At 60.8% G+C, this 14,415-nt stretch carries 7 protein-coding genes and 1 riboswitch; of the genes, 1 reads left to right on the forward strand and 6 read right to left on the reverse strand.

All coding sequences use genetic code 11. The features are described 5' to 3' along the window. Window positions 1-19: 19 nt before the first annotated feature. The 6 genes from PHI30_RS05905 to PHI30_RS05930 all read right to left on the reverse strand — a co-directional run bounded on the left by PHI30_RS05905 (window position 20) and on the right by PHI30_RS05930 (window position 8,508). The gene (locus PHI30_RS05905) at window positions 20-2,656 is read right to left on the reverse strand and encodes an ATP-binding cassette domain-containing protein (protein ID WP_300025225.1); all 2,637 of its coding nucleotides are present in this window, start codon (window positions 2,654-2,656) and stop codon (window positions 20-22) included. Beyond that, the gene (locus PHI30_RS05910) at window positions 2,629-3,621 is read right to left on the reverse strand and encodes an energy-coupling factor transporter transmembrane component T (protein WP_367186341.1); all 993 of its coding nucleotides are present in this window, start codon (window positions 3,619-3,621) and stop codon (window positions 2,629-2,631) included. The genes PHI30_RS05905 and PHI30_RS05910 overlap by 28 nt, the downstream gene beginning before the upstream one ends. Then, window positions 3,566-4,387: a DUF4430 domain-containing protein gene (locus PHI30_RS05915; RefSeq protein ID WP_300025227.1), complete on the reverse strand. Its 822-nt coding sequence runs from the start codon at window positions 4,385-4,387 to the stop codon at window positions 3,566-3,568. The genes PHI30_RS05910 and PHI30_RS05915 overlap by 56 nt, the downstream gene beginning before the upstream one ends. A gap of 14 nt (window positions 4,388-4,401) precedes the next feature. Then, complete coding sequence (locus tag PHI30_RS05920; protein ID WP_300025229.1) at window positions 4,402-6,027, reverse strand: S-layer homology domain-containing protein; 1,626 nt, start codon at window positions 6,025-6,027, stop codon at window positions 4,402-4,404. A 116-nt stretch (window positions 6,028-6,143) separates the two neighbouring features. Next, window positions 6,144-6,361: riboswitch (cobalamin riboswitch) on the reverse strand. Window positions 6,362-6,385: 24 nt separating this feature from the next. Further along, window positions 6,386-6,922 (reverse strand): DUF2284 domain-containing protein, encoded by a 537-nt coding sequence (locus PHI30_RS05925; protein WP_300025232.1) that lies wholly within the window; start codon window positions 6,920-6,922, stop codon window positions 6,386-6,388. A 14-nt stretch (window positions 6,923-6,936) separates the two neighbouring features. Then, on the reverse strand, window positions 6,937-8,508 hold the full coding sequence (locus PHI30_RS05930; RefSeq protein WP_300025235.1) for an ASKHA domain-containing protein: 1,572 nt from the start codon (window positions 8,506-8,508) through the stop codon (window positions 6,937-6,939). 612 nt (window positions 8,509-9,120) lie between these two features. On the opposite strand from PHI30_RS05930, the gene PHI30_RS05935 reads away from it, so the two are divergent. Then, window positions 9,121-14,343 carry an S-layer homology domain-containing protein gene (locus tag PHI30_RS05935; protein WP_300025238.1) on the forward strand — a complete coding sequence of 1,741 codons (5,223 nt, stop codon included), beginning with the start codon at window positions 9,121-9,123 and terminating at the stop codon, window positions 14,341-14,343. Window positions 14,344-14,415: the final 72 nt, after the last annotated feature.

Consider the following 14,415-nt stretch of genomic DNA (forward strand, 5'->3'; position numbering starts at 1 on the left):
CAGCTGTCGGTCGTTCCTCTTATTCAATTAAATCGTATTTAACTTTTATGCGGTCCAGTTTTTCCAGCATCGGCTCTCCCAGCATCAGCAGGAAAATGACAGTCGCCGCAGCACGTACTACATCCAGCGGCAGGCCGGATATATAATAGGTAAGCAAAATCTGTCCATTGAGGGTGTGTGTCCACATCAACGCGGAGACCGGATTCATAATTGCGCCGTAAAGCAGAGCTGCCAGCGCGCCGAAGATACATAAAGACCCCTTCGTGCGGCACAGGACGCCTTTTCGAAACAGCACGCCTGCCAAAAAACCGATCAGCCCCATGGTAAACATCTGCCAGGGCGTCCACGCCCCCTGCCCGAAGAGCATGTTGGACGTGAGCATCGTCATGGCCCCCACCAGAAAGCCGGTCTCTCCGCCAAAGGCCACGCCGGAAAGGATGACCAGCGCCACCACCGGCTTGAACTCCGGAACCATAAACAGCGCCGTGCGGCCCGCCACGCCCAGCGCGCAAAGCACCGCGATGACCACCAGCTCCCGCGGCTGGGGTTTCCTGCCTTCAAACGTCAGTGCAAAGGGCAGCATGGTTTCAAGCAAAACCAGAAGGGAAATGAAGTAGTATTTCCGATCTCCCAGATACCAAACGCCCACAAACAGTGTGATTGGGATCAGCAGAAGAATCATCCCCGCCGCCGCCACCGTGCGCCGGGGCAGTTTTCGCTGCGGGCGCGGCTGGCGAACGGGGCAAACCGGCTGCCGCGCCCTTTGTCCGACAGACAGCGCGAATAGCAGCAGGGAGACCGCCAGCACAGCATAAATTTTTGCGTACGCGCCCACCTGCGCCGTCATCCCGCCGGAGGTCAGCAGCGCCGACAAATCGGTGACGCCAATGGCTTTGATAAATGCAAGTAAGGCCGCCGCGCCGGACGCTGCGGCAACCGCCCTGCGCCACCCCGGCAATTTTCCGCCCGCCGCCCTTGGAAGCGGCTGAGGCAGCGGCTGCGAGGAATCCTCCGGAAGCGGCGCAGACTCCACAAAACCGCCGCAGGCCTTGATGACATCCCCGGTAGTAACCGCTCCCGGCACAAGCTGGCCCGCGATTCGGCTGGCTGCCGTGGTATAAAAGCTGTTGCCGGAAAAGAATGCCCGGGGCGAACCGGCAGACACAATGGCGCCGTCAAAAAACAGTGCGCAGCGGTGGGCATATTCCGCGCAGAATTCCACATCATGGCTTACCATGCACACGGTGACTCCCTCTCGCAGCAGTGTTCGGAGAATCTGCGCGAAAAGCTGTTTGAATTCTGCGTCCAGCCCCTTCGTGGGTTCGTCCGGCAGCAAAATTTGCGGAGAGAGCAGCAAAATCTTTGCCAGGGCGGCCCGCTGCTGTTCCCCTCCGGAGAGATCGTAGGGGTGCCGGTCCAGCAGTTCTTCCAACCGGCACAGACGGACCATGCGGGCAATACGCTCCTCCGCATCCGGCAGTCCGCTTCCCCTGAGCAGTTCCCCCAAATCCTCCCTGACCGTCTTTTTCAAAAACAGGACCTTCGGATTTTGGGGCAGCATGCCCACGCTGCCGCAAATTTTCATGTCGCCGCGATATGCCTTTTCCATGCCGCCGATCACGGAGAGCAGCGTCGTTTTTCCACTTCCGTTTCCACCCAGCAGGGCCAGAAATTCTCCCCGCCCTACTGTCATGGTGACGCCCTTGAGCACATCCGGTTGTTCCTGTCCGTATCGAAACCAAGTGTCCTCCAGCTCAATTGCAATTTCTTTCTCCGCCGGAGGCGCTTTCTCCGCTTCCAGCGCCGTGAGCGAGTGTCCCTGTGCAAAGCGGCCCAGCCAGCGCTGCCCATCCCGCACAGTCACCGGGCACACTTGGGTATCCTCCTGCCGCTCCGCCGCCGCCCAGATCCGCATGGCGGCCGGCATTGCCAGAAACATGGCATGTCCGCGCTGGCGCAGCGCCCTCCCCGCCTCCTCCGGCGTTCCGTCGGCAATGATCGCGCCCCGGTCCATGACCAACACCCGGTCAGACATGGGGAACGCCTCCTCCAGACGATGCTCCGTCATAATCACCGTGGTACCCAGTTCTCTGTGGATTCGGCCCACCGTTGCCAGAAACTCTCCGGCGGCGATGGGGTCCAGCTGGCTGGTGGGTTCATCCAGAACCAGCACCTGGGGCTGCATCGCCATGATGGACGCCAGATTTAAAAGCTGCTTTTGTCCGCCGGAGAGTTCCGACACGTTTTTATGAAACCATGTCTGGATTCCGAAAAAGCTGGCCATCTCCGCCACGCGCTTTCGGATGAATGGCGTATCGTAGCCAAGGCTCTCCAATCCGAAGGCCAGTTCATGCCACACCTTGTCGGTCACGATCTGATTGTCCGGGTCTTGCTGCACAAAGCCGATGCACCGGCTTTGGGTCCGCAGGTCTACCCCCTCCAGAGGCACGCCCTCAAAGAGAATCTGTCCTTTTCTGGGACCCTTGGGCGTCAGCACACTTTTGAGCTGGCGCAGCAGGGTGGACTTCCCGCAGCCGGACGGTCCGCACAGCGTCACGAACTGTCCGCGTTCCACACGCACATTCACTTCGCAAAGAGCCGGCGCGGCCTGCTCCGGATAATAGAAGGTCAGATTTTGGATTGCATACGTTTCCACGCTCTGTCCTCCTTTACAGTCAAGATTGCAGGCGTCAGGCACAGCGCCAGATACACCAGTGGAAAGCTGAGGGAAAACGGCGTCGCCGCCGTGCCTTTCACAGTCGGATAATAGCGGAACCACAACTGCCCCGCCAAAGCGCCCGCTGTGACGTACCAACCGCAAAACAACAGCCACAAAAGCGCCAGACGATCCCGCCCGTCAAACTGGTAAATGGAAAAAGCCGTTCGCCCCGGAAGCCCATAGCCCCGACTTTTCATGCTGTCGGCTGTCTCAATGGCATTTTCCAGCGCCCATGTAATCAATGTGGAAAGGATGACGATGCCGCTGCGCAGCCGCCCAACCGCGCCGCCGGAGACGGTGCGTCCCGCGCAGCGCTGTGCCCGCGCAACCCGCTTGAGCTGGGCGGAGAATCTGGGCACAAACCGCAGCGCCATGCTCAGCACCAGAGAAAGGGCGGGAAGGACCCGTCCGAACAGATAGACGAATTTATCGGAAGTCATGATTTCCTGATAGCAGAAAAACCAGAGCACCACCGCCGCCAGCATGGTTGCCGCTCCGCAGCCATAGAGAATGCTCTCCAGCGTCAGCGGGTTCCCGGAGGGCAAATACGCCAGCAGCGTCCGGCCCTCATGATTGAAAAGCGGGTTCAGCAGGATTGTCACCAGCAGTATGGGCAACACGCAGCGGGCGGCAAACCGCACCGCCTTTTCCCCCTTCAGGCAAATCGCGTAGGTCAGCGCCGACAGGAGCGAGACTGCCAGACACACCGGATTCATAAAGCACATGCTAAAGAGGAGCACCAGCGCAAAATATAAGAAGTTCACAAATGGATGATAGGTTGAAAAGGCGTCCCTCTCCCGCATGGCCTGCTCCTTTCTCTTTTGCGCCGGTTCCCATTCGCAGCGCTCAGTCCCTCTGGCTGCCGCCTGCAAGCCCGCCGCCCACATCCGCGCCCAGCTCACAGGTATACACCCAGTCAATTCGGTCGCCGTCTTTCAGCTGATAACGGGAACAGCCGTAATTGGGAAACCAGTCGTTCACCCGATACATCCAGCCGGACTGCTCGCCCACGTCAAATTCATACAGATTCGCAATTCCCTCGATATAAGCGGAGTTGTAGAGGGGGGTGTTCATATATTCCATGTGGATCCCCTGCGCTTGGCAGGTGCGGGAAAGCACGTCAAACGCGTTCTCCCCTTCCTCAAAGGAGACGCTGAGGGGATTTAGGATCCAGCCGTCCGACGGAATCACCTCTGCCTTCTCCGCGTCGGCAAAGTCCAAATGGTTCAAAGCCTCCGCACAGGAAATGGAGATGGTGCAGCTGTATGCGCTTTGCGCCGCTTCCTGCGGCTTCACCGGCGCGGGAGGCGTTTCCGGGGTCGGCTCCACCTGCTCACGGGCACTTTCCGCAGGGGGGTTCTCCGTCTGATCGCCTTCCGGCGTCGGCGGGTCGGACGCGGCAGGCGCGGCCGCTTCTTTTTCAATCGGCTTCGCGGCCGCTTCCGCCGCGTCAGCTTCTTTCGCATCGGCTTTTTCCGCCTCAACTTTTTCCGCAGCGGCTTGCGCCGCGCCCGCCAACTCCTGGGGCGCGGAACCCGCCGCGCTGCCGCTGCCCGCCGTCCAGCCTCTGGCCCCCGGCGTGTCGCCGCCGATATAAAAGGCCGCAGCCAGCACCGCCGCAATCAGCGCCGTCACAAGAATTTTGCGTTTGTTATGCTTCCACCACATGGGAACCCTCTCCTTTACAGTAATGCGCTGCGCCCCAGCAGATTGTACAGAATCTGCGCCACCTCACCCCGCAGGATGGCGCGGGTAGGCTCCACGCTCCCATCGGTTTGGTCCAGAATCCCCTCCCGATAGCAAAACGCCACGCCGGGGCGGGACCATGCAGGAATCTGCGCGTCATCCGCAAACGGGGCCAGCGCGGTTTGAATCTGCTGGTCCGTTACCTCCGTGTCCATTCCGCACAGCTTTGCCGCCCGCGCCGTCATAACGGCTGCCTGCTGGCGGGTAATTTCCCCGTTGGGCTCAAATCTGCCGCCGCCAACGCCGTTGACGATTCCGTAGGCGCTGGCGGTATCCACCTGCGCCGCCAGCCAGCTGCCGGAGGGAATGTCACTGAACTCGCCGCGGCTCACGGGGGAAAGCCCCAGCGCCCGCACCATCATCACCGCAAATTCTCCGCGGGTCACAGGAGCGTCGGGATCAAAGCGCCCGTCGCTCCGTCCATTGATTACCCCCCGGGCCGCCATGGCCTCCACCGCCTCCTGATTGGCATGTCCCTGCACGTCATCAAAGGTGATCCCCGGATGGGTCACTTCCAGTTTTTTTACCGCCGCGTTTTTGCCGGCAAGCCCCACGCCCTCTGGGGCAGGGTCTGCCGCCACATCGCGCATGTCATAAAGGCCGGGGCGGTTCGCCTCGCTGCGCAGCACGGCAACCAGCGCGTAGAGTCCCTGCTCCGACGCCATCTGGTCCCCCTGCGCGTCCCCACTGCTGTGGGAAAAGCTTCCGTCGCCGTTTTGATAGCGCAGCAGGCTGTCCAACGGTGAATTCCCGTTTTTCATAAAGCGCGCGTCCTCCACGGAAATCCCCAGCGTGCACAGCGCCACAAGCACCTGCGCGCAGCCCTCCACGGTGTCCTCTCCACGGCAGGAGAAGCCGCCGTCCGGATTCTGAATCCGCGACAGGCAGTCCACCGCTTTTTCCGTGGCGGCCTTCACCGTCTCCTGGGTTTGATAGTTGGACAGGGCTTGCAGGACCATGCCTGTCATATCCGGGTCGGCGCCGCCCTCATTCGACAAGCTCCAGCCGCCGTCCTCCAGCTGGCGGCCCAGCAGCTCTTCCACGTACATCTGGCGGGTAGCCTGGGTGGAAGCGCCCGGGCACTCCGGCATGGCATAGTTGCCGCTGTCCAGCGCGATGAGCGCCCATGCCGGGCCGTTGACTCCCTGCCAGACCGTCTTTTCAAAATCGCCCAGCGGCTCCAGCAGATTATAGCCCGCCACATCTGCGGGGTCTGCTCCAATCGCCGTGAGCGCCAGCGCCACGCGGCTGTACTCCGTGTATTTTCGTCCGTGCAGGATGCCGTTGCGCTCCTTGACATAGCGCTCGACGGCCCCCTGATACTGCTGTATGTAGTCCTGAGAGACCTCAAAATCGCCGCGGGTCAGGCCGATGATCGCCCATTCGCCTCCCACGGTGCCTACCTGGGGCGCTTTCACTTGCTCCAGCATGTACGCCGCGCTCCGCGCCGCTGCCGCCGCCACATCGCGCTCTGTCGCGGCAGCCCGCACTGGAACATTCCATCCCACCGCCAGCACGCAGCTTAAAAGCATGGCGGACGCCTGTTTCCAAATTCGTTTCATGGCTTTTCCTTTCCGGGAAATCCCCCGTCCGTTTTTTTACAAAAAAGCGCGCTGTATGGAACCCCATACAGCGCGGCCGTATTTCCGCAGCAATGCCTCGCGTCCGTTCTTCGCAGCTGGACGCGAAATACACAAGCAGGTCTTCTGGCTCAGGTCGTGGTAGCCTGATCTGCCTTATCACACCGAAGCGGTGCAATGGCCGGCTTTCGCCGACGATCAGCCGACCTTTACAGCGGCGGCGTCCGCGCCGGATTTACACCGGCTTCCCTTTTCATTTCCCGCAGTACCGTCTGTCCGGAGCCCCGCAGGAACCACTTGTGCCCTGGTATTTTGTTTTGGTCCCCGTCTCCGCCAGCCTTCAGTTGAACAGCAGGCAGCTGGTATAGGTGATCGTCTTAGGCCCGTAATAGTAGGGCAGGCCCGAGTCGCGGCATACATCGCCGACAATGAGGCCATAGGCCTCCATGGAGGGAATGGCTTTCTCCGGAAAACGGCAGGGGGCATCGGGACAGGTGCATTGCTTGCAAAGGCTGCACCCGCCGGAGCTCATCGCAAGGCAGTTCGGGTCCGTTTTCCGCACCCGCTCCGCAAATTTAGCAAAACGCTGTTGCTGGAGTTTGCTTGTTCCCATGATGCACTCAGCGTCAAAATCATCTTCCAGCTCTCCGGTGGACTGCAGCAAAATGCCGTGGGGATACTTGGCGGCCTGTGCCGCAATCTCCTCCAACGTCCCGCAGTACGGCGGACAGGTCCACCGCTTTCCGTAGGTTTGGCAGCGACCGGCGGCACACATATCCCGCACCTCCGTGCGAAAGTTCAGCGCGGCGGTATTCAGTTCCCCGGCATGGGAAAAGCCGATTTCCCCAGCAAGGTCCAGCAGTTCCTGTATCTTCACAAGAATTTTCCCCCTCACTCAAACATCATGCACATCATATAGGCATTGTTGAACTGCGCCATGCCGGACAGTTCCAAATAGGTGCACTGCTCCTTGGTGCGCCGCAAATCCTCTCCGGCCTTATCGGACAGCAGCAGCATGGAAGCGCCGGCTCCGGCGCTGTTGCCGACCACCTGCAGCCGGTCCAAAAGCGCCGCGGGGAAAAGCCCGATCCTGACTGCGCTCTCCGGACGCAGATAGCTGCCAAAGCCGCCCGCCAGATAAAATGCGCCCAGCTGCTCCGGCAAAATCTTTTGATGCTCCAGCAGCGTCTCGATCCCTGCCGCAACAGCGGCCTTTGCCAGTTGCAGCTTTCGAATATCCTCCGCCGTTATCCACACATCCCCGCTCAGGCGAAAGCGCACATTGCCGCCCTCGCCCTCCAATCGGTCCGCATAAGCCCCCGGCGCCTCGTCCGCTGGCTGCAACCGGCCCGTCTCATCCACGATCTCCAGCTCCAGCAGCGCCGCCAGTGTGTCCACCAGTCCGGAACCGCAAACGCCGATTGCTTCCCCGCCGCCCAGCACGGAAACGCGCAGCGCGCCATCCTCGACCCATACCCGGTCGATGGCGCCCGGAGACGCCGCCATGCCGCAGGAGATGCTTCCGCCCTCAAACGCAGGCCCTGCCGCCGTGGCGCAGCAGGTCAGGCCCCGGTGATCGCCCACAGCCATTTCGCCGTTGGTCCCCACATCGACAAACAGGATGGGCTGTTCCTTTTCCAGCGCTTTCACCGCCATCAATCCCGCCGTGATGTCGCCGCCGACATAACCGGAAACGCAGGGGGCGATGTACAGCGCGGTCCCCGGCGCGGTTCCCAGATCATATTCTTCGGCGGACACGCTTTCGCCAAACAGGGAGCGGGGCGTGAACGGCGCCGCCGCGATGCCCGACGGGTCCAGTCCCGTCAGCAGATGCTCCATGACGGTGTTGCCCGCCACCGCAACCGCCGTTACCTCTTCCGGGGTTCTGCGGGCCTTTTCGCAAGCCTCCCGCAGAAGCTGGCGCAGCTGGGCGCGGATGGCCGCCGTCTGCACGGAGAGACCGTCCACATGCTCCATCGCGTATTGGATGCGGGAGATCACATCTGCGCCATAGGATCTCTGCCCGTTGGCTCCGCTGGCGGTTGCCAGCCGCACGCCGGTGCGCAGATCATATAAGTACAGCGCCACAGTGGTCGTGCCGATGTCCACCGCCGCGCCCAGCCCGCGGCGCTTACCGTCCGCTTCAAAGCGGAATACGCTGTTTTCCACCACAGTGAGCCCGTCGTCCTCTGCCAGAGAGACGGTGCACGCCCCCTCGATCCTGGCAAGACAGGCAAGCCGTCGTTCACTCTTTCCCGCCAGCAGCGCCTGCTCCCGCGCATCCGGCGCCGCCACCGCTCCGCTGACGGTTACCAGACATTTTCCGCACAGGCCATTGCCGCCGCAGGGCGCGTCCGCGTGATGGGAAAGCCCGCTCAGCCGCAGGCCCTCCAGCACGGTGGATCCCGCGTCCACCTGAATCTCCAGCCTTGTATGGTTGTAAAGCACTGTCAAAACCGGCATCTCTCATCCGCCTTTTACTTCATTTCAGAATAGCCTTATCCTAATTCATTTCCTCCGCGTTGTCACTATAAAAGCCAAAAATAAATAAAATTATTACAAAAACGACAGAATCGTCCTAGACATTTTTTGGCGCCCATGCTATGCTTTTGTTCAATCGGGCAGGCAATTTTTGTGCTCCCGATCCAACTTGATAGGCCAAACGACGCCGGAGGGCCATCAGCCTCACTGGCACGAGAAACGGGGTGTAACTCCCCACACAGAAACGGTACTGTAAGCGAGAGACCGTTCCGACGTGCGGCGCAGGCCGCATGGACACAATGTCACCACTGCGGGGAACTGCGGGAAGGCAGGTAACGGACGCAGGAGGGCCCCCCTCCCTATCGCAAGTCAGGATATTCGCGTTTTGGCTGCCATACCGGCTTTCCCGGTTTGGGTGTGCATAAAAACGAATGCACCGAATGCTCGACATGAGCGTTCGGTGCATTTTTTGTACGCTCTCTTTGCCGCATATGCGGTACCCGCACCTTGCCTCTCTGAGAGGCTGTTCATATTCATTCGACAGGAGATTTGATCTCCGTCCCACACCGTTGTGTGAAAAAAGGAGGAAGCACTTTGAAAAAGAAACTCAGCTCTTTGCTCTTGGTACTGGCCCTGCTGCTGACGATGCTGCCGGTCACCGCGCAGGCGGCAAACACCGCCGCCACGGTCTATGTCTCGGTCAGCAACCAGGGCGTCATCCCCCAGGGCAAGCACGAGGAATGGATGTCCATGGTACCCGTGGAGCTCAGCGGTCAGGAAAGCTACACCGTGCTGGACGCGCTGACCGCCCTGCACGCCGAGCATTACAGCGGCGGCGACGCAGGCTTTGCCACGGCGGAAAACGAATACGGCACCCTCTCCATGACAACGCTGTGGGGAGAGACCGAAGGCGTGGGCGGATTTTATGTCAATCATTCCATGCCGCTGGCCACAGTGGATCAAGCCACCGTTTCCGACGGAGACGTGATCGACGCGATCGTTTACCGCAGTGATTGGAGCGACAGCTATGCCTATTTTGACAAAACCACCGCAGCTGTCGAAACTGGCGCGGCGCTGACGCTGACGCTCAGCTATGAGCATTTTGTGAATTTTTCCCCGCAAACGGACCCGGTAGAAAACGCCTCCATCACCGTGAACGGCGTTGCCACCGATGACACCACCGACGCCCAGGGCAGCGCCGTGCTGACCTTCGACGACGCCGGTACTTATGTGGTTTCCGCAGAGGGCTCCGACAATTTCCCCTTGACTGCGCCCGTCTGCGTTGTCACCGTGGCAGACCCCATTACCGTGGAGTTTGAAGTCGCCAGCGGCGAACTGGGCGGGTTTTTGATGGAGCCAACGTCTTTGACGGTATCCCCCGGGTTGGCCGCCAAGTACGGCTATGAGACCGACCACCCGGCAGCCCCCGGCAATGTCACGGCGCTGGACGCCATGGTAAGTGCGCATCTTGCGACCTTTGGGGACGCGTTCGAAGAGGACCCCACGGCGTATCTGGCGGTCTCCGCCAGCGGCTTCGTGTCCACATTCTTTGGGGAGGCGGCCTCCTATTGCTGCACGCTTGTCAACGGGGAAGCTCCCGGCAAAATGGGGGATTCCTATTTTGAGGGAGACACGGCAGACGCCGCCGTCCTTCACGACGGCGACGCGGTCTTATTCGGTTTCTTTACAGACGCCTACTGCACGGACGATGCGCTCTACTTCACCCGGCGATCCGTAGCAGTGGAGGCGGGCGAACCGTTTGAAGTGACGCTCAAGCAGTGCTTCCCGCTCTGGCAGATGTACGGATACCCCTCCAAGCCGGAGAAGCCGGCCGAGGGCTACACCCTCCTTATAGACGGCGTTGAAAGCGATTCTTACACGACCGACGCGGAGGGGAAGGTGACCTTGTCCTTTGCGCAGGCCGGTACCTATACGCTTTCCGCCACGGATGGGTACGGGGAATTCTTCCCGCCCTACTGCGTGGTGGAGGTGGGCGAGGCTGGCAGCATTCCCAATAACAAAGCCAGCGCCATCACCGTTGCGGACGCCGCCTCCACCCCCGACTTTTCCGAAGAGGTCTACGCCTATACGCTTCCCGTGCAAAGCGGCACGAAAAAATCCCTCAGCTTTCAGGTGACCGCCGCGAGTGCCGGCAGCATCTCCGCGGTCAACAATGGCGGCGCGCCGGTGGCGCTTACCTCCGGAAAAAGCAAGAGCATCAGCCTTTTTGCCGGTAAAAACGTCATCGACATCACCGTCGCGCCCCCCTCTTCATCCAACGCGCTGCCAAAAACCTACACCTACACCGTCAGTCGACAGGCCGCCGTGAAATCCATCGCTCTGACGGACGGCGACGACCGGTCTGTGGCGCTGGCTCCGTCGTTTACGGCAAACACCACAGCCTATACCGCAAAGCTGGCGGCGGGGTCCACCGTGAAGCTCCTCCCCACCGCCGAAGAGCCCACAGGCTCCAAATTTCAGGTAACGCAGGGGGACGGGGTCTATGAGGACCTCTCCGAGAGCGGATATCCCGTGGGCGAGGGCGCAAACATCTTTACCCTGCGCGCCGTCAGCAAGGATCTCGATCAAATCGGCGAGCGGGAGTACACGCTCAGCGTAGTTGGCATTGCGGCGGCAGACGCCGTCATAACCGTTCCGGAAGGCGCGTTTCTCAGCCTGACGGACCCCTCGGGGAACAGTCTCTCCCTCTCAGCGCCCACCAGCGCGGACGGAAGGGATACCTACCGTATCCCCAGGCTGATGTGCGGGGAACCCTACCGTTATACCGTTGGTCAATACGGTCACACCGCCAAGGGCGGCACGTTTGTCCCCACGGCGGAGCACCCCGCGCTGGATGTGGATTTGGAAGCCGCCGAGGCGCCCGTCTCCGACATCACGGCGGAGTGGAAAAATTTCCGCAACAGCGACAGCAACATGGCGGTGGTGTCCGCTCAAACGCCCGTCAGCGCCGCCGGGGCGGAACTGAAATGGGAGACCTCCGTTGGAGAGGGCTATTCTCCCGTCACGTATCTGATGGTGGACGGCAAGGTCGTGGCCGCCTCAGGCACAAAACTGTATTTGCTCAACAGCGATACCGGCGCCATCGAAAAATCCGCCACCATGGCAGATAGCCGCGGGTATGGCTATATGCCGCCGGTCTATGGCGGCGGCATGCTCTTCGTCTCCCTGTCCGACGGCAAAATTCAGGCCTTTGACGCGCGGACGCTGGAGTCCAAGTGGCTTTATACGGACGCCCTGGGCGGGCAGGCCCTGAGCGCCATGACCTATGCCGACGGGCATCTCTATACCGGATTCGGCAACGACGCCTCCTCCCAAACGCAGAACTGGGTCTGCATTCAAACAGCAGACGAGGTCCCCTCCTCCGGAACGGAACCCAAATATGCCGCGTGGACTTTTTCCCACAAGGGCGGCTTTTACTGGTCCGGCGCCTATCTCACGGAGGGCTATTTGACGGTGGGCGGAGACAATGCCGCACTCTTGACCCTAGACCGGCAGACCGGTGCGCTGGTTGATCGCGAAGACGTGGATGGGGACATCCGCTGCTCCATCGCCGCCTGGGATGGCAAGATCTGCTTTGTTACCAAGGGCGGTGGCTTTTATACCGCTGTGATCGACGAAGCCGGTCAGATCCGGGAGCTGACCCGCTTCGCGTCCATCGGCGGGGAGAGCACCTCCACGCCCGTGGTGGTGAACGGGTATGCCTACGTAGGCGTGCGGAACGGCACCATCGCCCAGATCAATTTGAGCAGCGGCGACGTAGAGACGGTTGCCGCACCGGCATATTCCCAGTCCTCGTTCCTGGCCTCCACCGCCTATCAGGAAAAGACATATCTCTATTTTGTCTGCAACGCCAGACCCGGCGGTATTCAGGCGCTGTGCGTGGATGACAGGACCGGTGCCATGCAGCTTAGCGAGTTGTTTGTGCCAAGCGCCGCCCGGCAGAATTACAGCATCGCCAATGTCATGTGCGACGCAAACGGCGTTTTGTATTTTGCCAATGACTCCGGCTACCTCTTTGCCGTTGCCCCGGCGGAGTCCGCTCACTGTCCCGTGATCTTCACGATCACCCCCTCCGACGCCGTGCTGACGGTGAAGGACAGCGCCGGCAATCCCGTCCCCTGCGGCAGTTCCGCTTACGTGTACGATCTGCCTGCGGGAACCTATACCTATACTGCCGCCAAGGGCGGGGACTCCGCCTCCGGGTCCTTTACCGTCACCGCGGAGGAGGAGGTCGCCCACACCCCCAAAAGCATCCCCGTAACCATTGACACCACCACCTCCCCTTCCACCTTCCCCGTATTCATATCCGTAGCCGACCCCCAGGGCAGCACCTATCTCACCAAGACCGGTTACACCGTCTCCAGCGGCACCACCGCTTACGAACTGCTGTGTATGACGGACCTCGAGGTGGAGGCCTCCTTCTCCCAGTTCGGCGCCTACGTAAAGCGGATTGAGGGACTGGGGGAATACGACGAAGGCTCTCAAAGCGGCTGGATGTTCCGGGTAAACGGTGAATTTGCCTCCGAAAGCGCCTCCTCTGTGACGTTAAGGTCCGGCGACTATGTAGAATGGCTATACACCAGAGACCTCGGCAGCGACGTTGGACAAAGCTACAACCCCGCCACCGGGTCCGGCTCCGTCATCCGCACCGACGCGTCCGTCTCCAAGGGCGTCGCCAGCGTCTCTGTTACCGCCAAGGAAATGAGCGATGCCATCGCTTCCGTTAAGACCCGCGGCGGAGAGACGATCACCATTCAGCCCTCCAATATCGGCGAGGCAGGCACCGTCTCGGTCACCATGCCCAAATCCGCCGTCCAGTCCATCGTCTCGGGCACCAATGCTGCGCTGGTGATTGAAACCGCCCACGGAACCGTCTCCATCCCCAGTAAGGCACTGAAAGCCATCGCCGCGCAAGCCAGCGGCAGCAGCATTGAAATCATCATCGCCAAAAAAGACGCAGCGCTGGCGGAAACGCTGACCGGACGGGAACTGACCGCCCCCTGCATCGCAGAAGTAAGCATTTGCTCCAATGGAGAAAAACTCACCTCCTTCGATGGACAGGAGCTCACCATCGAGCTGGCTGTGGATGCAAAGCGTTTTTCTGTGGGAAGCAGCTACCGCGCATACATTATTTCCGACGACGGCAAGGTAGAGCGCACACACGGGCAGTGCGTAAAGTCCGGCAGTGTGCCGGTGGTCCGCATCTCCACCGGCCACCTGTCCACCTTCGTCGTCACAGCGGAAGCACCCCTGCCCTTTACGGACGTTGACGGCAGCTGGGCCTTGGATGCCATCCAGTACGTCTATGACCATGATCTGATGCAGGGAAGCACCGCCACCACCTTTGGCCCCAACGGCACCACCACCCGCGGTCAAATCGTAACCATTCTCTGGCGCATGGCCGGCAGCCCCGCCGCAGGCAAGACCTCCTTCCGGGATGTGGCTGACACCGCCTATTGTGCCCAGGCCATTGCCTGGGCCTGTGAAAACGGGCTTGCCAACGGCTATGCCGACGCAACCTTCCGGCCCAATGCGCCCATCACTCGAGAGCAAATGGCTGCGTTCCTGTTCCGTTATGCGCAGCTGATGAAGTACGAGAGCTCCGCCCGGGCAGACCTCTCCGTCTTTACCGACGCCGCACAGGTAAGCGCCTACGCGCAGGAGGCCCTCGCATGGGCCAATGCCGCAGGGCTGGTCGGCGGCACCGGCAAAACGACTCTTACCCCGCAGGGCAATGCCACCCGCGCGCAGGTCGCTGTGATTTTACAGCGCTTTTGCGAGACGGTGCGCGCGTAATTTTCTCCGGCAAAGGACCCCGGAAATCTGCGGCGCGCCGCAGATTTCCGGGGTCCTTTTTGAAATACGAGC

Origin of the sequence: Oscillibacter sp. (assembly GCF_028693505.1) — a bacterium.
In the GTDB taxonomy this organism is placed as follows: domain Bacteria; phylum Bacillota; class Clostridia; order Oscillospirales; family Oscillospiraceae; genus Oscillibacter.